Genomic DNA, 21,178 nt, shown 5'->3' on the forward strand with positions numbered 1-21,178 from the left:
AACTCAGGTATCCTTTTTCTGGCCGTGAAGAACCCGCGAGGTGCGGGGTTGGTGAGAAGACTATATACCTAACTTAGGTAGATGTGGAGGCCGGGCATGACCGCCGAGGGACCGGAGGCCGGGCAGGGCGGCGACCGCGAACACGACCTGCTGGCCATGCTGCCCCGTCTGGCGCAGCTCAGCGGCGCCGTGAACCGGGGCCGGGTGACCGAGCGCGCCATGGAGGCCGCCGGCGTATCGGTGGACCGCCCCGGGATGTCGGTGCTGGTCGCCCTGCATCTGGCGGGCACCCCACTGCGCGTGGGGGAGATCGCCGCGCGGCTGCAGGTGGTCGGGCCCCATGTCACCCGGCAGGTCAACGAGTTGGCGCGGCGGGGGCTGGTCCGCCGGGTCACCGATCCGGACGATCAGCGCGCCCGGCTCATCGAGCCGACCGCCGAGGGAGCGGTGGCCACCGACCGCTATATGCGGACCGTCCTCGGATGGTTCAGCGACGCCCTCGCCGGCTGGAGCCCCGATGACCGCGAGGTGTTCGGCCGCCTTCTCGCGCGCTTCGTCGACGACCTCACCGCCCACCTGAACTCCTTCGGCGACGATCGGCCCGCATGAGCTGATACCGGGGTGGTCCGCGCTGCCCGCGCGGCCTAGGGGAAAGGGTGAAGGACGGGGCGAAGGTAGGCGTCGATGGCCGCCTGATCGTGGCTGCGGATGGCGATGTGCCCGTCGGGGCGGACCAGGACGCACTCGCCGTCGGTGGCGGCGTACGCCCGCCGGGCGTGGCCGCCGGTGTCGGTGATCTCGCCACCGATCTCGCCGTCGATGGCCACGGCGCGGACCGCGGGGTGCGGTGGCCGGGGCCGTACCCCGAATCCGTAGAGCGTCCAGTGACCGCCGCGCTGGAGGTCGAACAGCCGCACCCGCCGCCCGTCGGCCCGGTGGCAGGGAGCGTCGGGTGCGCGGTCCCCGGCGCTCGGCCCCTCCGCATCCGCGGGCCCGGCGGGGGCGAGGGGCCCGCCACGGTAGGTGTGGCCCGTCTGCAGCATCCGCTCGGCGTCCTCGCCGTGCTCGCCGACGCCCTGTCCCATGAGGCGGGAGGACAGGCCGAGCACGGCCGCCGCCACCGGAAGCCGCTCGGCCTGGTAGGTGTCCAGGAGTGACTCGTCGGCGCCGTGGAGCACGGCGGCCAGCTTCCAGCCGATATTGACGGCGTCCTGGATGCCGGTGTTCATACCCTGGCCGCCGGCGGGGGAGTGGACGTGTGCGGCGTCCCCGGCGAGGAAGACCCGGCCCACGCGGTAGCGGTCGACCATACGGACGTTCAGCCGCCAGCGCGAGAGCCATGTGGCCTCGCGCAGCCGCACCGCGTCCGGCCCGATCAGCGTGTCCACGATGCGCTGGAAGGTCTCGAGGGTCGGTTCGCCGGTGTCGCCGGGGGCGACGGGCGCCTGGATCTGGAAGGTGTCGGTGGCCGGCAGCGGACACAGCGCGACCGAACCGCCCTGGGGGCCCTGCCAGATATGCCAGTGGTCGCGGTCCAGGCCGTCCAGCCGGACATCGCCGAGCAGCATCCGCTCGTCCTCGTCGGTCTCGCCGAGGAACGCGACGTCCAGCAGGCGGCGGACCGTCCCGGAGCCGCCGTCGGCGCCGATCACATAGCGGGCCGTGGCGCGTGCACTGTCGGCGAACACCACCTCGACATGGCGGGTGTGCCGCACCAGATCGGCGACCGGGCTGTTCCACTCCACCTCGGTGCCCAGCTGGTCCAGGTGCTCGCGCAAGGTCTCCTCCACCCGCCACTGCGGGATCAGCAGGGTGCGGGCGTACGGGCTGTCGGGCGTCGGCTCGGCGCCGCCGCTGAGGTCCACGTCCCGGAAGGTGCCGTCGGCGTCGTGGAGCCGGACCGGCATGCGGAAGCGGCCGAGGGTGATCAGGCGCCCCGCCACCCCGAGGTTGTCCAGGACTTCCAGGGTGCGGGGTTGCAGCCCCTTGCCGCGCGAGCCGTTGAAGGGGGCCGCCGCACTGTCGGCGACGCGGACACTGACACCGCGTCGGGCGAGTTCGCAGGCGGCGGTGAGGCCGGTCGGACCGGCGCCCACGACCAGCACATCGCAGTCGGTGGCGGGGGCGGTGGTGTCCATGGTGGCGCTCCAGATGTCGGGACGGCGCGGGCCGAGGAGGGCACGAGGCAAGGTCGCGTACGCCGTACGCGGCGGGTACAGCGTACGCTAGCGTACGATCACTGCTCATGGTGAACTGGGAGAAGGTCGCGCAACCGGCGAAGGCGCCACGAGCCGCGCTGTCCTACGAGGCCATCGCGGTCGCCGCCATCGAGGTCGCGGACACCCAAGGGCTCGACGCGGTGACCATGCGGAAGGTCGCCGAGCACATCGGCGCGGGCGCCATGTCCCTCTATCGCTATGTCGACAGCCGTGACGACCTGATCACCCTCATGGTCGACCGGGTCAGCGCCGAGGCCATCGCCCCGCCCCCGACCGGCGACTGGCGTGCCGACCTCACCGAAGCGGCCCACCGCATCCGCCAGGTGACACTGCGCCACCCCTGGCTGGCCCGACACGCCCTCAACGCCGAGGACTTCGGGCCGGGCACGCTGGCGATGACGGAGTCCACCCTGGCGCTTCTGGACGGCCATGGGCTGGACACTGGTGACATGCTCGACGCCTGGCGGACCCTGCTCGCCTTCGTCCAGGGCCATGCCTTCGCCGAGGCCCGCCGGCACGGGGCCCGACAGCGCCGGGCCGACGGGAGCGAGACCGGCGCGCCCGGACCCTCGTTCCTGGACCAGGCCGCGGAGAGCGGTGAGTACCCGCTCTCCGCGCGCGCCCTGCGGGAGGCCCCCCGGCCCACCGATCCGCGGGACGCCTTCGACCGCCGCCTGGGACATGTACTCGACGGCTTGGCCCAGGCGTTCTTCGAGCGCGGCCGGCGGTAGCCGCGGGGCCTCTTACCGAGGCGCCCCGCCCGTCTCGACCAGCTCGGCCAGCTTGTCCAGGGCCATGCGCTGCCCCAGTTCGTTGTCGGCGGCCGGTACGGCGTCGGGGATTCCCTCGTGCAGGAGGTGGACGTCCGTGCCGCCGCCCTCCGCGTCGGTGAGCGTGGTCGTCATCGTCATCGTGGAGCGCAGGGCGGGGTCCGCGGTCTCGAACTCGAGCACCTCGACCACCCGCTCGTCCGGCACCAGCCGGGTGAAGCGTCCGTGGTAGGTGTCCGTATGGCCGCTCGACTTGCCGGTGCTCGCCGGGTCGTCGTAGACGAGGGAGATGCGGAAGGCGCCCCCTTCGCGGGGGTCGAACTCGTGCACCCGGCTGGTCATGCCCTCGGGCACCCGCCAGGCCGCGACGGCGCTCGCGTCGAGGAGCGCGCGGTAGACGGCGGAGCGCGGAGCGTTCACCCGCCGGGAGAGTCGCATGGCGTACATGCGCTCAACCTAGCCGCTGGGCGGCGGGTATGTGAGCCGATGGCACCGGAGCCACCGCCCCGGATGTGCGGGCGGCGGCGGAGGTCTAGCGTCCGGAAAGACCTCCGCCGCCGGGACACCCCATCCACGGAGCGTTGTCGAGGGGTGCCGTTCGGGGGGAGTGGGGTCAGCGCTTGACCTTGCGGGTCGCCCGCAGCCACTCCTTGTTCATCGCGGTGATGGAGAACAGGGGGATGCCCTTGGGGCAGGCCGTGGCGCACTCACCGGTCAGGGTGCAGCCGCCGAAGCCCTCGGCGTCCATCTGGGCCACCATGTCCAGCACCCGGGTCTCCCGCTCGGGCGAGCCCTGGGGCAGCACATTGAGATGGTTGACCTTGGCCGAGGTGAACAGCATCGCCGCGCCGTTGGGGCAGGCCGCCACGCAGGCGCCGCAGCCGATGCACTCGGCGTGCTCGAACGCGTAGTCCGCGTCCGCCTTGGGCACCGGAGTGGCGTGTGCCTCCGGCGCGGACCCGGTCGGGGCGGTGATGTAGCCACCGGCCTGGATCACCCGGTCGAACGCGGAGCGGTCCACCACCAGGTCCTTGATGACCGGGAAGGCGGAGGCGCGCCACGGCTCGATGTCGATGGTGTCGCCGTCCTGGAAGGACCGCATGTGGAGCTGGCAGGTGGTGGTGCGCTCCGGGCCGTGGGCGTCACCGTTGATCACCAGGCTGCACGCGCCGCAGATGCCCTCACGGCAGTCGTGGTCGAAGGCCACCGGCTCCTCGCCCTTGACGATGAGCTCCTCGTTGAGGACGTCGAGCATCTCGAGGAAGGACATGTCCTGGGAGACGCCGTCGAGCTCGTAGGTGGCCATGGCACCGGGGGTGTCGGGGTTCTTCTGGCGCCAGACGCGCAGGGTGAGCTTCATGCGTAGCTCCGCTGAGTGGGGTGGACGTATTCGAAGGTCAGGTGCTCCTTGTGGAGCACGGGGGCGGTGCCGGTGTCGGTGAACTCCCAGGCCGCGGCGTAGGAGAACTCCTCGTCCTTGCGGGCCGCCTCACCGTCGGGGGTCTGGGACTCCTCGCGGAAGTGGCCGCCGCAGGACTCGGCCCGGTGCAGGGCGTCCAGGCACATCAGCTCGGCCAGCTCCAGGTAGTCCACGATCCGGTTGGCCTTCTCCAGCGACTGGTTGAACTCCTCGCCGGTGCCCGGCACCTTGATCCGCCGCCAGAACTCCTCGCGGATCTGCGGGATGCGGTCCAGCGCCTTGCGCAGCCCCTCTTCGGTGCGGGCCATGCCGCAGAACTCCCAGACCAGCTCGCCGATCTCGCGGTGGAAGGAGTCGGGGGTGCGGTCGCCGTCCACGGCCAGCAGCCTGGCCAGCCGGTCCTCGGTCTCCCGCACCGCCTCCACGGCCGCCGGGTGGGAGGCGTCGACCTCGTCCTTGTGCGGGTTGCGGGCCAGGTAGTCGTTGATGGTCGACGGCAGAACGAAGTAGCCGTCGGCCAGGCCCTGCATCAGCGCGGAGGCGCCGAGCCGGTTGGCACCGTGGTCGGAGAAGTTGGCCTCGCCGATCGCGAACAGCCCCGGCACGGTGGTCTGCAGGTCGTAGTCGACCCACAGTCCGCCCATCGTGTAGTGGATCGCGGGGTAGATGCGCATCGGGACCTCGTACGGGTTCTCCGCCGTGATCCGCTCGTACATGTCGAAGAGGTTGCCGTACTTCTCCTCGACCGCCTTGCGGCCCATCCGGGCGATGGCGTCGGCGAAGTCCAGATAGACGCCCTGGCCACCGGGGCCGACGCCACGGCCCTCGTCACAGACGTTCTTCGCGGCGCGGGAGGCGATGTCGCGCGGCACCAGGTTGCCGAACGACGGGTAGATCCGCTCCAGGTAGTAGTCGCGCTCGTCCTCGGGGATCTCGGCGGGCGGACGGGTGTCGCCCTTCGCCTTGGGCACCCAGATCCGGCCGTCGTTGCGCAGCGACTCGCTCATCAGGGTCAGCTTGGACTGGTGGTCCCCGGAGCGTGGGATGCAGGTCGGGTGGATCTGGGTGAAGCAGGGGTTGGCGAAGTACGCGCCGCGCCGGTGCGCCCGCCAGATGGCGGTCGCGTTGGAGTTCATGGCGTTCGTCGACAGGTAGAAGACGTTGCCGTAGCCGCCGCTGGCCAGCACCACCGCGTCGGCGAAGTACGTGGAGATCCGGCCGGTCACCAGATCGCGGGCGACGATGCCACGCGCCCGCCCGTCGACCACGATCAGGTCCAGCATCTCGGTGCGGGCGTGCATTTCCACATTGCCCGCCGCGATCTGGCGGGACAGCGCCTGGTAGGCGCCGAGCAGCAACTGCTGGCCGGTCTGGCCGCGGGCGTAGAAGGTGCGGGAGACCTGCACACCGCCGAAGGAGCGGGTGTCCAGCAGACCGCCGTACTCGCGGGCGAAGGGCACGCCCTGGGCCACGCACTGGTCGATGATCTCCACCGAGATCTGCGCCAGGCGGTGGACATTGGACTCGCGGGCGCGGAAGTCGCCGCCCTTGACGGTGTCGTAGAACAGCCGGTGGATCGAGTCGCCGTCGTTGCGGTAGTTCTTCGCCGCGTTGATCCCGCCCTGGGCGGCGATGGAGTGGGCCCGGCGCGGCGAGTCCTGGTAGCAGAACTGGACCACGTGGTAGCCCTGCTCGGCCAGGGTGGCGCCGGCGGCGCCACCGGCCAGCCCGGTGCCCACCACGATGATGGTGTGCTTGCGGCGGTTGGCGGGGTTGACCAGCTTGGCCTGGAAGCGGCGGGTGTCCCAGCGCTCGTGGACCGGCCCGGACGGGGCCTGGTCGTCCTGGATCGGCTCGCCGACGGTGTACTCGGTGTATTCGCTGTACGAGGTCATGGTCAGCTCACCACTCCGGTCATGACACCGACGGGTATGGAGATGAACCCGGCGGTGAGAACGATCGCCAGGGCGTTGGCGATGGCCTTGAGGGCACGGTCACGGGCGTGGTTGCCCGCGCCGAGGGTCTGCGCGGCGCTCCAGAAGCCGTGTCGGACGTGCATGCCCATGGCCAGCATCGCCACGATGTAGATGACGTTCCCGTACCAGGTGGAGAAGGTGTCCACCACGTTCTGGTACGGATGGCCCTCCTGGAATCCGCCGGAGTGCGTGGTGCCGGTGGTGAGGTCCAGGATGTGCCAGATGATGAACAGGCCCAGGATCACCCCGCCCCAGCGCATGGTCCGGGTGGCATAGCTCATCCGTGGCTTGGTGTGGACGTACTTCTGCGGGCGGGCCTTGATGTCGCGCCGGCTCAGCTGGTAGGCGGACACGGCATGCAGGATCACCGCGGCCAGGAGGACGATCCGGGCGATCCACAGGCCCCACTCATGGTGCAGAACGGGGGCTCCCATGACACGCAGCCAGTGTCCGTAGGCGTTGAACTCCCCGGGACCGAAGAAGATCTTCATGTTCCCGAGCAGGTGGACGCAGAGATAGCCGATCATGATCAGACCGGTCGCGCCCATGACGATCTTCTTGCCGAGGGTCGAGTGCCAGAAATTGAGCGCCATGGACGGCCGCCGCTCCGCCCGCGTCGGACGCTGTTCCGGCCGCGTTGTCAATGCCATGAACACGACGGTAGAACCCGGCGGGTCAAAAGGGCCAAGATATGATTCTGATCATCTCGATAGGCGATGCCTATCGAGGGCCGCTCAGATCCGGCCACGCTTGACGTTGTCGTCCGCGCGGCCAGGGAAAACCGGTCAGTGGAAGCCCTCACGGGTGATGGCGAGCGCCTGGCGGAGGAGGTCCACGGCGTCGCGCTCGCGGCGTTCGAGAGCCGTCTGCCCGACGACGCGGAAGGCGGCGAGGAGGGTCGCGGCGAGGACCTGGGCCCGCAGGGGCGTGTCCGGTCCGGCGGGGAGGCGCTCCTCGACGGCCACGGCGAGATCGCGTTCGGCGGCGGCGTAGGTGGCGACCAGCTCGGGCAGCAGCGCCGGGTGCAGGCGCAGGGTCCGGTAGCGCTCCTCCTGCTCCGGGTCGGCGGTGAACTCGGTGGCGTGCTGCTCGGCGGCGCCGATGACCGCCGCCATCAGGGATTCCCGCGCCGGGCGGGCGCGGATGAGCTCGACCAGCCGGACCGTGCGCGCCCGGTCGTGGTGCAGCAGCGCCTGCTCCTTGCTGGCGAAGTAGTTGGAGAAGGTGCGCCGGGAGACGGTGGCGGCATCGGCGATGGCCTCCACCGTGAGGCTCTCGACGCCGTGCTCGGCGGCGAGGCGCACGGCGGCGTCGTGCAGCGACTGGCGGGTCGCCGCCTTCTTGCGCTCGCGCAGGCCGGTAGTCATCGCCGATGAGCATACGGGAGACGGCCGATTCTTGCCCATTGGGAAAGCTTGCGCACTGGGAACGTTTCTGTGAGGCTGAGCCCGCGCCGCCGATCAGCCGCCTGCCGATCAGCCGTGGCCGGTCAGGCGCCGACCGATCAGCCGCCGGTCAACGCCCCGGATGGCATCCGAGTTCCGGACGGCATCCGAGCCCCGCACACCTTCCGACGCCAGAGGCCCGAGGACCCCCTATGCCCACCCCCCATCGCCCGCCCACCGCCACCACCTCCCCGGACGCCGAGGAGCTGGGATTCGACCCGGACGCCCTGCGGGCGAAGTACCGGGCCGAGCGCGACCGCCGGATCCGCCCCGACGGCAACAAGCAATACCGCCGCATCGCCGGGGAATTCGGCTCGTACGCACAAGACCCGTATGTGGAGCCCGGGTTCACCCGGGAGCCGCTGCACGACCGGGTCGAGGTGCTGATCGTCGGTGGCGGATTCGGCGGTCTGCTCGCCGGTGCGCGGCTGCGGCAGGCCGGTGTGCGGGAGATCCGCGTGATCGAGCAGGGCGGGGACTTCGGCGGGACCTGGTACTGGAACCGCTATCCGGGCATCCACTGCGATATCGAGTCGTACGTCTACATGCCACTGCTCGAAGAGGTCGGGTACGTGCCGAAGTGGAAGTACGCGCCGGGGGAGGAGATCAGACAGCACGCGCGGGCGATCGGGCGCCACTTCGACCTCTACCGCGACGTCTGCTTCCAGACCCGGGCGACCGAACTGCGCTGGGACGAAGCCGAGTCGGAGTGGATCGTCCACACCGACCGCGACGACCGCATGCGGGCGCGCCATGTGGTGGTGTCGAGCGGCACACTCAGCCAGGCGAAGCTCCCTGGAATCCCTGGGATCGAGACCTTCAAGGGGCATATGTTCCACACCAGCCGCTGGGACTACGACTACACCGGCGGCGACGCGAACGGAAACCTCCATAAACTCGCCGACAAGCGCGTGGCCCTCATCGGCACCGGAGCCACCGCCATCCAGGCCGTACCGCATCTGGGGCGGGACGCCCGGCAGCTGTATGTGTTCCAGCGCACCCCCTCCTCGGTCGATGTGCGCGGCAACCGCCCCACCGATCCGGAGTGGGCCGCGTCGCTGACGCCCGGCTGGCAGCGCCGCCGCCGGGACAACTTCCTCAGGATCGTCACCGGCGGCCAGGTGGACGAGGACCTGGTGAACGACGGCTGGACCAGCACCGCGCGGCTGCAGCAGAAGCTCGTCCCCACCGACAGCTACGCGGACATCCCGCCCGAGGAGCGGGAGCAACTCTATGAGATCGCCGACTTCCAGAAGATGAACGCCATCCGCACCCGCGTGGACTCCATCGTCGAGAACACGGCGACGGCCGACGCGCTCAAGCCCTGGTACCGCTATATGTGCAAGCGCCCCACGTTCAGCGACACCTATCTGGACACCTTCAACCGGCCCAATGTCACGCTGGTGGACACGGCCGACCACGGGGGAGTCGAGCGCATCACCGAGAACGCGGTCGTGGTGGGCGGCGCCGAGTACGAGGTCGACTGCGTCATCTTCGCCACCGGTTTCGAGGTCGGCCGCTCCGGGGTCACCTCCGGACAGCTCCCGGTGTACGGCCGGGGCGGGGTCACCCTGACCGAGTCCTGGAAGGACGGTCCGAGGACCCTGCACGGGTTCTACAGCCACGGCTTCCCCAACCTCTTCCAGCTCGGCCCGCTGCAGAACGCCAGCGCCGTCAACTATGTGCACATCCTCGATGAGCAGGCCATTCATGTCGCCGAGGTGCTCGCCGAGGCACGCAAGCGCGAGGCCCGGTATGTCGAGCCGACCGCCGAGGCCGAGTCGGCGTGGCGCGCCACGATCCGTGAGAAGGCGGCGGACCTGTACGCCTTCCATGCCGAGTGCACCCCCGGCTACTACAACAACGAGGGCATGCCGAGGGAGCGCAGCGAGTCCTTCGGCGACGGGCCGATCGCCTTCCACGAACTGCTCAGGCACTGGCGCGCAAACGGCGGCATGGACGATGTCCTGGTCGTCTGACACCGATGTGTGCCACTTACGTACAAGGAGCGACCATGCACCCCAGCCGGTTCGACGACACCGGCCGTACGCAGGCCACGAGCGACCGCCTGGAGGTGCGACGACTCACCCGGGCGAACCGGCTGTGGGGTTCCAACGGCGTCACCTTCGGCCCCGACGGGCGGCTGTACGTGGCGCAGTTCCTCGCCGGACAGATCAGCGCCGTGGACCCGGCCTCGGGTGACATCGAGGTGGTGGTGCCGCTCGACGGCCCGGTGGAGGCGCCGGACGACCTGGCCTTCGGGGCGGACGGTTCGATGTACATCGCCGATCTGACCCCCGGCCGGGTGTGGCGGCGCGGCTCCGAGGGCGCGTACACGCTCGTCTCCGACCAGGTGTCGGTGCCCAACGGCATCACCTGCGTCGGCGACCGCCTCTTCGTCAACGAGATGAAGATGAACGGCCGCCTGATGGAGCTGTTCCCGGACGGCGGCGACCCGGTGGTGCTGACCGACGGCCTGGCCCTGGGCAACGCGATGCAACTCGGCCCGGACGGCTGCCTGTACTACCCGCAGATGATGCGCAACCAGGTCTGGCGGATCCCGCCCGACGGCGGGGTGCCCGAGCTGGTGGCCGAGGAGGTGGACGACCCGGTCGCGGTGCGGTTCGACCGGGGTGGTGTCCTCGTCGTCCTGTCCCGTGGCAGGGCCGGGGTGGTGACCCGTATCGATCTGAACACCGGGGCCCGGTCGGTCGTCGCCACCGGCATCGTGGGGCTGGACAACGCCGCGTTCGACCACGAGAACCGGATGTTCGTGTCCAGCTTCGCCAGTGGCGGGATCGCGGAGGTGCACACCGACGGCCGGACCCGGGTGGTGGTCCCGCAGGGGTTCGACGGGCCCTTCGGCATCACGGTCGACCTCGGTGGCACGGTGTACGCGGCCGACCATTTCCGGCTGGCGAGCCCGGATGTCTCCGGCCACGACTCCGGTCGCGGCTCCGGCGAGGATGGGCAGGAGCCCGGTGTCGTCACCCACGAGCTGATGTACGCCGTGCACAACGTCACCGCCGACGACGGTCTGCTGCACCTCACCTCCCAACTCGGCGATGTGCGCACCCACGACCCCGTGAACAGGACCGCCCGGGTGCGCGCGACCGGGCTGGACCAGCCCACCGGAATCGCGGTCGCGCCGGACGGCGCCCTCGTGGTCGCCGAGACCGGTGCCGGCCGCATCCTGCGCATCGACGACACCGACACGCTCAGTGTGCTCGCCGAGGGACTCGACCACCCCCTGGACGTCGCCTTCGACGGCCGAGGGCGCTGCTACGTCAGCGACGACCGGCGCGGCGCGGTGCTCCGGCTGGAGGACGGCGAGGCCGTGGTCGTCGCGGACGGGCTCGGCGAACCACAGGGGCTGGCCGTGCGCGGCGACGAGCTGTTCACGGTGGAGGTCGCGCACCGGCGGCTGCGGGCGATCCCGCTCGCCACGGGGGAGAGCAGGATCGAGGCCGAGGACCTGGCGGTCGGCCTGCCGCCCGGCATCACCCGCACCGAACCCGAGCCGATCCCCGGAGTCCCCGGCCGCCCGCGCCAGTTCGCCGGGCTCGCCGTCGCTCCGGACGGGGCCCTCCTCGTATCGGCCAACGGGGAGGGGAGTGTGCTGCGTCTGGACGCGCGAGCCGAGTGAGCCGCCGCGGCTCCAGGATCCCATCCGGGGTGATTTTCCTTCCTTCGTGTGGTCTTCCAGTTGCATCCCCCCATGTGCCGGTCTGTTCCTGAACACTGGACGGACAGGGGAGGCGCGTCGAGGAGGGGGATATGGCGGGCGACACGGTTCTGTTCGCGGTGCGGGAGCACCCCGGGGACGACACGGTCGGAGCCGAGCAGCTGCGCAGGATCCGCAAAGAGCTGGAAGCCGGCGGTTTCGCGGTGCGATGGGCCGGTACCGGCGCCGATGCCCGGACGGTGTTGCGCACCGAGGCCGGTCTGGCCGCCGCGCTGGTGGACTGGGGGCTCGACTCGCGCGGCGGCGCGGACGGCGAAGCGGACGGCCCACCGCGCGGCGAACGGGGCGGTGAGCCGGGTGGCGCCGCGGTGCTGCGCCAGGTCGGCCGGCGGTTCCAGAATCTGCCGGTCTTCCTGATCGCGGCCGATGAGAGCCTTGAAGAACTGCCGCTATGGATGTGTCGGAGACCGTGGTCGGCTATGTCTGGCCCACAGAGGACACCGCGGCCTTCATCGCCGGGCGGATCTCCAGCGCCGCCCGCGCCTACCGCGAGGCCGTCCTGCCGCCGTTCTTCAAGGCGCTGCGCCGCTTCGACGATACGCATGAGTACTCATGGCACACCCCGGCCCACTCCGGTGGCGTCGCCTTTCTGAAGTCACCGGTGGGCCGCGCCTTCCACGACTACTTCGGGGAGCGGCTCTTCCGCAGCGATCTGTCGATCTCGGTCGAGGCGCTCGGTTCGCTGTTCGAGCACACGGGCCCGATCGGCGACGCGGAGCGGAACGCCGCCCGGGTCTTCGGCGCCGACCTCACCTACTTCGTCCTCCACGGCGACTCCACCTGTGACCGCCTGGTCGGCCACTTCAGCGTCACCCGGGACGAGATCGCCCTGGTGGACCGGAACTGTCACAAGTCGGTGCTGCACGGTCTGGTCGTCTCGGGCGCCCGGCCGGTCTATCTGATCCCCACCCGCAACGGCTACGGACTGTCCGGGCCGCTGCCCCCGGATGAGATCCAGGCGGGCACGGTGGCCGCCCGGATCGCGGGAAACCCGCTGACGCGCGGCGCGCTCTCCGCCGAGGCCCAGTACGCGGTCTTCACCAACTCCACCTACGACGGGCTGTGTTACGACGCCGTGCAGACCGCCCGAGGGCTCGCGGCCAGCACCCCACGGGTCCACTTCGACGAGGCATGGTTCGCCTACGCCCGTTTCCACCCCCTGTACGCCGGGCGTTATGGCATGTCGGTGGGGCCCGACACCTTCCCCGGCCCGGACCGGCCCACCGTCTTCGCCACCCAGTCCACCCATAAGCTGCTGGCCGCGCTCTCGCAGAGCGCCATGGTGCACATCAAACCCGCGCCCCGGGCCCCGGTGGAGCACGACCGGTTCAATGAGGCGTTCATGATGCACGGCACCACCTCGCCGCTGTATCCGATGATCGCCTCCCTGGATGTCGCCACCGCGATGATGGACGGGCCACAGGGCCACTGGCTGATCGACGAGGCGGTGGCCGAGGCGGTCCGCTTCCGCCAGTCGGTGGTGCGGATCGGGCGCCGTATCAAGGCCGCCGGGGACCGCCCCACCTGGTTCTTCGGAATCTGGCAGCCGGAGACGGTGACCGACCCGGCCAGCGGTGAGCGGCTGCCCTTCGACGAGGCCCCGGCCGAGCTGCTGCGCACGGACCCCTCGTGCTGGGAGCTGGAACCGGATGCCGAATGGCACGGTTTCCCGGGGCTCAGCCAGGGCTACTGCATGCTCGACCCGCTCAAGGTCACCGTGACCTGCCCGGGGATCGACGCAAGCGGACGGATGGCCGATTGGGGCATCCCCGCCCGGGTCCTCACCTCCTATCTGGCGACTCGGCACGTAGTGGTCGAGAAGACGGACAGCTACACCACCCTGGTCCTGTTCTCCATGGGCATCACCAAGGGCAAATGGGGAACGCTGCTGGACGCCCTGATGGACTTCAAGGCCCTCTACGACGAGGACGCACCGCTGGACCGCGTCCTGCCCGACCTGGTCGCCGCGTACCCCGGCCGCTACACCGGCCGGACCCTGCGTGAGCTGTGCCAGGAGATGCACGACCAGCTTCGTGAGGTGAGTCTGGTCCAGCTGCTGGACACCGCCTTCCAGGAGCTGCCGGAGCCGGTCGTCCCGCCACAGCTCTGCTACCAGCGACTCATCCGCGGCGGCACCGAGCGGGTGCGGCTTTCCGAGGCAGCGGGACGGGTGGCCGCGGCCATGGTCACCGTCACTCCACCCGGTATCCCGGTGCTGATGCCCGGCGAGGGCATCGGCACGCCCGACGGTCCATTGCTGCGCTATCTGACCGCGTTGGAGACGTTCGACCGGCGCTTTCCCGGATTCCGCAGCGAGACCCATGGCGTGACCCTCGACCCGGAGACCGGCGACTACCTGATCGAGTGTCTGTCCCAGGGCGAGGAGGTCTCCAGAGCGGCCCTGGGCGATGCGCGCGAGCTCGCTGTCCCGGCTCCGGCGGCGGCTCCGGCCACCGCCCCGGCGGAGCGCCCCTGAGTCCGTCGGCCGCGCCCGCCGCCAGGGCGGTCACCGCTCCGACGGCTCAGGACAGGTCGACCCATACCTTTCCCGACGCGGTGTACGCGGCGGTGAACGCCTCCTGGACGTTGTCGAGGGGGTAGCCGTCGCTGACCACCGCGCCGAGCCGGGGTGGGGTCTGGGACTGCAGGGCGCTGACTGTCTGTGCGAAGTCCACCGGATGGTCGTAGATCATGCTGCCGATGAGGGTGATCTGCCCCGCCACCAGATCGCGCGGCGAGACCCCGAGCGGGGCGGTGTTCATCCCGATCAGCACGGCGGTGCCGTGTTTGGCGAGCCGTCGCAGCCCCTGCTCGACGACGCCGGGGGCTCCGGAGGTCTCGAAGAGACACGGGAGCCCGTCCGCGTCCGGCGGCAGGGGCTTCGCGCCGAGGGAACACGCGCGGTCGAGCCTGGCCTCGTTGGGCTCCTGGACGAACACCGTCACCCCGTGGTCGACCAGCGCCTGGCACAGCAGCAGACCCTGGGAACCGGCCCCGATCACCAGGCAGCTCTGCCCCGGTGCGATCCCCGAGCGCCGCATCGCCGCCCGTGCCACCGTCGCGGGTTCCACACAGACCAGGTCCTCGAGGGGCAGATGTGGGGCGACCGGCCACACGAACGCGGCCGGGGCCACCACATAGTCACTCAGCAGACCGGGGACCGTCAGTCCCACGGCGGCCCGGCCCTCACAGGCCGACGTCCGCCCGGCGTGGCAGGGTTCGCACGCCAGACAGCAGTAGTCCGGTTCGATGACCACGTCCTGGCCGATGCGCAGACCGCTGACCTGACGGCCCAGCTCGACGATCCGCCCCGCCCCCTCGTGACCCAGGACCCAGGGCAGGCTCGGTGGTCGCCGGCGTCCCGCGTGCACCGCGAGGTCGGAGCCGCACAGCCCCGTGCCCCGCATACGGATCAGCACATCCTCCGGCCCGCAGGACGGCTCCGGCACGGACACCACGGACAGCGCGCCGGGCTCCGCCAGCACGGCGGCCCTCAAGGGAACGCCTGCTTTCCGATGGGACGCGCCGTCGGCATCATGCCAAGAGCGTGCCACACATGATCCGCGCGGCGGTAGACCACGCCGCCTACCCCACACCACCGGCCCACACCACCGGCCCACCTGACCGAGTCCCCGGCCACCGCACACCTCGTACGCGTACGCTGTGTGCGCAATCGCCCTACCTGAGTAAGGAGTTGGAACGACCATGTCGGACAGCACCCTGGCCCCCGATATCGATCAGCCCTTGTACGCACTCTCACCCGAGGGGCGGAAACTTCTCTTCACCGAGGCCAAGACGGCCTATGACTTCAGCGACAAGCCAGTGGGCGACGACCGTCTGCGGGCCATCTACGAACTGTTCAAATGGGCCCCGACGTCGGCGAATATCAATCCGCTGCGCATTCTGTACGTACGCACCGAGGAAGGAAAGCAGCGGCTGCTGCCCGGGGTGGCGCAGCCCAATCAGGAGCAGACCGCCTCGGCCCCGGTCACCGCGGTGTTGGCCGCGGACACCCGTTACCCGGAGTATGTGCCGTTCCTCGCTCCGTCCAACCCGCAGTTACAGCAGATGCTGGAGGCCAACCAGGAACTGCGCGAGACCCACATGGACTTCAATGCGGTACTCCAGGCGGGCTACTTCGTGCTGGCCGTCCGCGCGGCGGGGCTGGCGGCCGGGCCGATGAAGGGATTCAACGCCGAGGCGGTGGACAAGGAGTTCTTCCCCGATGGCCGGTGGCGGTCGCTCCTGCTGGTCAACATCGGCTACCCGGGCCCCGAAGCCTTCCGGGACCGGCTTCCGCGCCCCTCGTACGAGCAGGCGGTACAGCTGGTCTGACCTCAGCGGGGTGATGTGAGGCGCCCACCTCCAGGGGATCAGGCCACTTCAGCCGCGGTGACCTGATCCCTCTTCGCGCCGGGCCTTCGTGCCGGGCGGGGGACCCGTCGCATGGGTCCGCCTCGCCCGGCGGCGGTACGCCGAGCCACGCACGCAGGACCCACGCGGGACCAACGCGGGACCCACCGAGGACCGTCGACTTTCGGCCTCATCACCGGCCCCCACCTCCTCGCCCACACCGCCCGTACGGTGCCTTCCCATGGCGACGAGGGCCACGTAGCATCGGCCGAAAAGTGCGGCGTGATCGTTTCGTGATATACGACTCATTCGCTTGACAGCGCGGTGCGCCGGGACCTACGCATAGGACCCGAGAGTGCCCCCTACCCGGTGCATATCGCCCCCTACTCGGTGCATGTCACAGCCACCACACGCTGTTCGCATGCTGTTGAAACACAAGACTCCGGCCGGCTCGCGTCTTTCCCATCCATTTCTCTCCCCCTGGCGGTAGGCCACGGGCATCAAGGGTGGACAACGCACCTGTGCCGCTGAGGAGTTCTGCCTGCTCGTCATGCGCTTTCGCGCGGCCACGCCCCATGAGCGGCCGCGCGGATGGAGGAATGTCAGAAAGCGGGATGCCTGTGAGCTTGTTGGAATGCCACGATTCCATGGTCGGCGCCGGTCGGTCGGCGATCGGTTTCCGGAGGGACCAGGAGGACCGGGGAGACGAGGGGGGCCGCGCGCCCGGCGGGGCGCTCCCCGACCTGGTCGAGCGCGATGACATCCTGGCCGGCCTGAGCCGGCTGCTCGCCGATGCCACGAAGGGCAAGGGGCAGCTCGCCGTCGTGGACGGGCCGCTGGGCAGTGGCAAGAGCAGGCTGGTGCACGAGTTCCTCGAATCCCTCGAACCGGGTGGCGCCCGGGTCCTGAGGGCCACCGCCTCGCTCCGGGAGCACCTTCTGCCGTTCGGCGTGGTGACCCAGCTCTTCCACGGCATGACGATTCCGCCGCCCAGCCGGGACCGGGTGCGCGCCCTGCTCGCCTCCGCGGTCGAACACTCCGTCACCGATGGGCGGTTAGCCGGGGGCGGCTGGGAGGCGCGGGTCGTCGACGTCTTCCAGAAGCTCACCATGGAGCTGGCCCATCTGGCCGAGACCACCCCCTTGGTGATCTGCGTCGACAACGCCCACTACCTGGACCCGCCCTCGCTGCACTTCCTCGCCGGCCTCGTCCCCTGGCTGCATTCCGCCCGCATCCTGGTGCTCCTCACCGATGACCACACCCTGCGATGGCCGCGTTCGCCCCTGCTGGCCGGGCTGCTCTCGCAGAGCCCCAACGCCCACCGGATCGCCGTGAGGCCCCTGAGCCGGAGCGGAGTCGACGCCCTGGCCGTCCGGCTGCTCGGACCGCACACCGCATCCCCCCGGCTCACCGCGGAGCTCCACCGCATCAGCGGCGGCAACCCCCTGGCCGCCCAGGCCCTGATCATCGATCAGCAGGCGGGCGGCGCCTGCTATCCCGAAGGCTACGGACGGGCGCTGCTCGAGCTCGTGGCGCACTCCCGGCCGTCGATGCTGTCCGTGGTGCGCGCCCTCGCCGTGCTCGGCGGTGCGGCGCCGGTCGCGGACGTGGCCCTTCTGGCCGGGGTGGATGCCACGGTGACCGGCTGGGCCCTGCACGCCCTGGTCAGCGCCGGACTGCTCACCAAGGGCCAGGCGTTCCGCCATCCGGTGGCCGCCACCGCCGTGCTGGAGGACATGCCCGCCGACAGCCGGGCCGCACTGCACCGCGCGGCCGCCGAACTGCTGCACGAGGCCGGGGCACCCGCGCTGACGGTGGCCGGGCAGTTGCTGAGTGCCGCGGACCCCGGTGCCGACTGCGCCACCGAGGTGCTGGTCACGGCCTCCGACGAGGCGCTGGCGACCGGCGATGTGAGCACCGCGCTCAGCTGCTTGGACCTCGCCCAGCACACCCGGGCCGACGACCCCACAGCGGCACGCATCCGCGCCCGGCTCAGCAGGCTGGAGTGGCAGCTGAAACCGCAGGTCGCCGTCCGCCATCTCCGCCCCCAGCTGCGCGACTTCACCGCGGGCCACCTGGACCGCCGGGAAGTTTCCGAATTGGTGCTGGGCCTGGCCAACGCCGGTGCGCTCGATGAGCTGACCGCCCTGCTGGACGCCCTGCGCGCACGCGCCCATCGGGGCGCCGGCTCCGGAACCGAGGACATCCGGCCCCTGACGAACTGGGCGGCGATGGCGTACCCCCTCCACACCGGGCTGCGGAAACTGGCCCATTCGGTGGCCGCGGCCACCCCGGAGGCCACTCCCTGCCACGACCCATGGCTGCCTTCGGCGGTCACCCTGGCCGACGATCTGACCCGCGGACGCAACGACCAGCGGACGCACCGCGCCGAACTGCTGCTGCGCACCTTCCACCTCGACCACGGCTCGCTGTGGAACGCCGAGTCAGGAGCGCTCGCCCTGCGGGCGCTGCTCCACGCGGGCCGCCTGGACGAGGTCGATGCCTGGTGCGAAAAGCTCGAGACCGAGGCCGCCGCCCACCACGCCGTCGCCTGGCAGGGGAAGTTCCTCGCCATCCGCGCCGAGGCCCATCTGCGGCAGGGGCACCTGATCTCCGCCCACGACCTGGCGGCCCGCGCCATGGCCCTCGTACCGCCCCAGGGCTGGGGCATCGGCCTGGCCGGAGTGCTGGGCTGCGCCATCCTGGCCGCCACCCGCTCCGGCAGGCTGGAGCAGGCGGAGAAGTACGTGGCGCAGCCGATCCCCGAGCAGGCCCTGCACAGCCGCTACGGCGCGCACTATCTGCACGCCCGGGGCCACTACCGGCTGGCCACCCACCACCCTCAGGCCGCGCTCGCGGACTTCCTGGCCTGCGGCAGATTCGCCGAGACCTGGCACACGCCCGGCGCCGACGTGGTCCCATGGCGCACCAGCGCGGCCGAGGCATGGCTGGCACAGGACGACCAGGACCAGGCCAAGCGTCTGGTACGGGAGCAGATGGCCCGGCTGCTCCCGGGCCCCTCGCGGGACCGTGGGTTGTCTTTGCGTACCCTGGCGGCGGTCAGCCGGGTCACCCGCCGTCCGCAACTGCTCACCGAGGCCGTCGACATGCTCAAGGACAGTGGCGACGACTACGAGCTGGCCCGTGCGCTGATCGACCTCAGCACCGCCTTCAAGGACACCGGGGACCAGCGCAACGCCCGCCGGGTGGCCCATCGCGCCTGGCACCTGGCGAAGCAGACCGGGGCCGAGCACCTGTGCCGGGAGGCCGCGCTCGACCCCATCGACCCCGAGGCCGCGATGTCCGCGGATCAGCGCCAGGACGGGCTGTCCGCGCTCACCACACAGGAGCGGAGGATCGCGCTACTGGCGGCCAAGGGCTACACCAACCGCGAGATCGCCGCCAAGCTCTACATCACCGCCAGCACGGTCGAGCAGCACCTCACCCGGGTGTTCCGTAAAGTCAACGTCAAGCGGCGGCAGGATCTGCCGCACTTCCTCTAGCCTTTTCTCACTTCGGTCACGTCAACAGCCCGGACCTGAACTGGTCCACGAGTGCGGTGAGTTCCCGGGAGGTGCGGGCCGCGCCGTAAATGTGGTGGTCCGGGCGCACCAGCAGGAATCGTGCCCGCGCCGCCTTCAGAAACGGCAGATACACCTCGTCGATGTCGACGGCGGCCCCCGGTGTCGCCCCGGTGCCCTCCGCCACCATGTGCACCACCCGCGTACCGAGCCCGGTGAGGAAGGTGAGCTGGGACTCCTCCAATGCCACGGTCGGATCCGCCGACCCCAGCAGCACCGTACCGGTGCCCACGACCTCGTCGAAGAGACCGGTCACGCCGTCGTGCCGCACCCGGCCCTGGGGTATCACCTCCCCGGCCGGTGGCACCGGCGCCGTGCCGATGCCGGTGTACAGCAGGCCGGTCCGCAGCGGCGGGCCCGCGACGCCGTGCTGCCTGCCCCGGCCGGTGTCGGCGCCGCCCGCGAGCAGCGAGGCGTCCCGGCTCGCGGCGGTGGCGGCGTCGGTCACACACAGCACTTTGCCCAGCCGTACCGCCGTGTCGATGGCCTCCCGCACATGGCCGACGCGCTCTCGCGGATAGGTGTCCAGCAGCCCCTCACCGGCGGCGCCCCGCAGCACCAGATCCAGTTTCCAGGACAGATTGAGCACATCCCGGATGCCCGCGCACATCCCCTGACCGGTGAACGGCGGCATCAGATGGGCGGCGTCCCCGGCCAGCAGCACCCGCCCCCGCCGCCACTCGTCCGCCCACGCGGCCTGGAAGCTGTAGACGGTGTGCCGGTGCAGGGTGGCGTTCTCCGGGGTGACATCGAAGCGCTCCAGCAGGCGCCAGGCCGTCTCCGCCCGGTTCAGCTCGGCCACGCTCTCCCCAGGCAGCCGCATGAACTCCCAGCGCCGGCGGCCCGGTCCGCTGCCCACGGCCGTCGTCGGCCGGGCCGGATCGCAGTGCTGCACATTGAGCGGCGAGAACACCCGCGGCTCGTGGAGCACCACGTCGCACAGCAGCCAGTCGAAGGAGAAGCCGAGATCCGTCCGGCCCACGCCGATGCGGTCGCGGACGAAGCTGTTAGCCCCGTCGCACCCGACCACCCAGGAGGCGCCGCACCGCAGGCTGCTGCCCGCCGTGTCCGTCGCCGTGAGATCGACCCCGGTGCCGCTGTCCACCAGGTCCGTCGCGGCGTAACCGCGCAGCACCCGCAGGTTGGGCAGCTTCTCGGCGCGGGCGCACAGCACCGCTTCCAGCGCGGGCTGGTGCATCGTGGTCGTCTCCGGCCAGCCGTGCACACCCCGCTCGGCGAGCTCGACCCGTAGCAGGGATCTGCCCTCGGCGTTGCGCCAGTCGTAGGCGTCGGCCGGCAGACCGATCTCCGGATACGAACCGGCCACCCCCAGCGACGCCAGAGTCCGGGCCGTCTCACCGTCGAAGCTGGTCGCCCGCGGCAGTGTGTACGGCTTCTCCCACCGCTCCACGACCAGCACCTGCCACCCCCGGGTGGCCAGCAGGATGGACAGCACCTGACCGATGGGTCCGTAGCCGACGATGAGCACATCCGCATCCGGTGTGTCCGGCCCCCGCCCAGAGCCCGCAGAGCGCATCCGCGCCTCCCTCCTCCGGTGCGGTGAACCTATCAGCGGAGGCCGAACGGACTGGGACAAAGGGGGTTTGGCGATCACGAAGTAAGGGGGGATGAGGGGGGTGAATCAGGGGATTCTCCTCGTTTTCCGGTG

At 70.6% G+C, this 21,178-nt stretch carries 15 protein-coding genes and 1 pseudogene; 8 read left to right on the forward strand and 8 right to left on the reverse strand.

Features of this window, described 5'->3' with window-relative positions:
- The first annotated feature begins 96 nt into the window (after window positions 1-96).
- Window positions 97-609 carry a MarR family winged helix-turn-helix transcriptional regulator gene (locus ACZ6TD_RS42005; protein WP_471346665.1) on the forward strand — a complete coding sequence of 171 codons (513 nt, stop codon included), beginning with the start codon at window positions 97-99 and terminating at the stop codon, window positions 607-609.
- 35 nt (window positions 610-644) lie between these two features.
- Here the strand turns inward: ACZ6TD_RS42005 and ACZ6TD_RS42010 are convergent, their stop codons facing one another.
- Window positions 645-2,138: an FAD-dependent monooxygenase gene (locus ACZ6TD_RS42010; protein WP_471346667.1), complete on the reverse strand. Its 1,494-nt coding sequence runs from the start codon at window positions 2,136-2,138 to the stop codon at window positions 645-647.
- 107 nt (window positions 2,139-2,245) lie between these two features.
- On the opposite strand from ACZ6TD_RS42010, the gene ACZ6TD_RS42015 reads away from it, so the two are divergent.
- Complete coding sequence (locus tag ACZ6TD_RS42015) at window positions 2,246-2,950, forward strand: TetR/AcrR family transcriptional regulator C-terminal domain-containing protein (RefSeq protein WP_471346669.1); 705 nt, start codon at window positions 2,246-2,248, stop codon at window positions 2,948-2,950.
- Window positions 2,951-2,962: 12 nt separating this feature from the next.
- On the opposite strand, the gene ACZ6TD_RS42020 is transcribed toward ACZ6TD_RS42015, so the two are convergent.
- The 5 genes from ACZ6TD_RS42020 to ACZ6TD_RS42040 all read right to left on the reverse strand — a co-directional run bounded on the left by ACZ6TD_RS42020 (window position 2,963) and on the right by ACZ6TD_RS42040 (window position 7,752).
- The gene (locus tag ACZ6TD_RS42020; RefSeq protein WP_471346671.1) at window positions 2,963-3,436 is read right to left on the reverse strand and encodes an SRPBCC domain-containing protein; all 474 of its coding nucleotides are present in this window, start codon (window positions 3,434-3,436) and stop codon (window positions 2,963-2,965) included.
- Between the two features lie 166 nt (window positions 3,437-3,602).
- Window positions 3,603-4,349, reverse strand: coding sequence for a succinate dehydrogenase/fumarate reductase iron-sulfur subunit (locus tag ACZ6TD_RS42025; RefSeq protein WP_137976501.1), 747 nt, complete (start codon window positions 4,347-4,349; stop codon window positions 3,603-3,605).
- Window positions 4,346-6,304: a fumarate reductase/succinate dehydrogenase flavoprotein subunit gene (locus ACZ6TD_RS42030; RefSeq protein WP_471346673.1), complete on the reverse strand. Its 1,959-nt coding sequence runs from the start codon at window positions 6,302-6,304 to the stop codon at window positions 4,346-4,348. The genes ACZ6TD_RS42025 and ACZ6TD_RS42030 overlap by 4 nt, the downstream gene beginning before the upstream one ends.
- 2 nt (window positions 6,305-6,306) lie before the next feature.
- Entirely contained in the window at window positions 6,307-7,035 is a 729-nt protein-coding gene (locus tag ACZ6TD_RS42035; RefSeq protein WP_471346675.1) for a succinate dehydrogenase, read from the reverse strand.
- Between the two features lie 135 nt (window positions 7,036-7,170).
- A complete protein-coding gene (locus ACZ6TD_RS42040; RefSeq protein WP_471346677.1) occupies window positions 7,171-7,752 on the reverse strand; it encodes a TetR/AcrR family transcriptional regulator in 582 nt (193 codons plus the stop codon).
- Between the two features lie 230 nt (window positions 7,753-7,982).
- Here ACZ6TD_RS42040 and ACZ6TD_RS42045 point away from each other — a divergent pair, with 230 nt between their 5' ends.
- The 4 genes and pseudogenes from ACZ6TD_RS42045 to ACZ6TD_RS42060 all read left to right on the forward strand — a co-directional run bounded on the left by ACZ6TD_RS42045 (window position 7,983) and on the right by ACZ6TD_RS42060 (window position 14,051).
- Complete coding sequence (locus ACZ6TD_RS42045; protein WP_471346679.1) at window positions 7,983-9,809, forward strand: flavin-containing monooxygenase; 1,827 nt, start codon at window positions 7,983-7,985, stop codon at window positions 9,807-9,809.
- A 35-nt stretch (window positions 9,810-9,844) separates the two neighbouring features.
- A complete protein-coding gene (locus tag ACZ6TD_RS42050; protein WP_471346681.1) occupies window positions 9,845-11,476 on the forward strand; it encodes a hypothetical protein in 1,632 nt (543 codons plus the stop codon).
- Between the two features lie 131 nt (window positions 11,477-11,607).
- Window positions 11,608-11,922, forward strand: a pseudogene (locus ACZ6TD_RS42055) (hypothetical protein); the annotation flags it as partial.
- Window positions 11,923-11,966: 44 nt separating this feature from the next.
- Window positions 11,967-14,051, forward strand: coding sequence for an Orn/Lys/Arg family decarboxylase (locus tag ACZ6TD_RS42060; protein WP_471346682.1), 2,085 nt, complete (start codon window positions 11,967-11,969; stop codon window positions 14,049-14,051).
- A 46-nt stretch (window positions 14,052-14,097) separates the two neighbouring features.
- Here ACZ6TD_RS42060 and ACZ6TD_RS42065 read toward each other — a convergent pair whose 3' ends face one another.
- Entirely contained in the window at window positions 14,098-15,072 is a 975-nt protein-coding gene (locus tag ACZ6TD_RS42065; RefSeq protein WP_471346684.1) for a zinc-dependent alcohol dehydrogenase, read from the reverse strand.
- 208 nt (window positions 15,073-15,280) lie between these two features.
- Here ACZ6TD_RS42065 and ACZ6TD_RS42070 point away from each other — a divergent pair, with 208 nt between their 5' ends.
- A complete protein-coding gene (locus ACZ6TD_RS42070) occupies window positions 15,281-15,910 on the forward strand; it encodes a malonic semialdehyde reductase (RefSeq protein WP_471346686.1) in 630 nt (209 codons plus the stop codon).
- Window positions 15,911-16,542: 632 nt separating this feature from the next.
- Window positions 16,543-19,431, forward strand: coding sequence for a helix-turn-helix transcriptional regulator (locus ACZ6TD_RS42075; RefSeq protein WP_471346688.1), 2,889 nt, complete (start codon window positions 16,543-16,545; stop codon window positions 19,429-19,431).
- 16 nt (window positions 19,432-19,447) lie between these two features.
- Here the strand turns inward: ACZ6TD_RS42075 and mhpA are convergent, their stop codons facing one another.
- On the reverse strand, window positions 19,448-21,046 hold the full coding sequence (mhpA, locus tag ACZ6TD_RS42080; RefSeq protein ID WP_471346690.1) for a bifunctional 3-(3-hydroxy-phenyl)propionate/3-hydroxycinnamic acid hydroxylase MhpA: 1,599 nt from the start codon (window positions 21,044-21,046) through the stop codon (window positions 19,448-19,450).
- Between the last annotated feature and the right edge of the window lie 132 nt (window positions 21,047-21,178).

This window comes from Streptomyces yongxingensis (genome assembly GCF_055597465.1).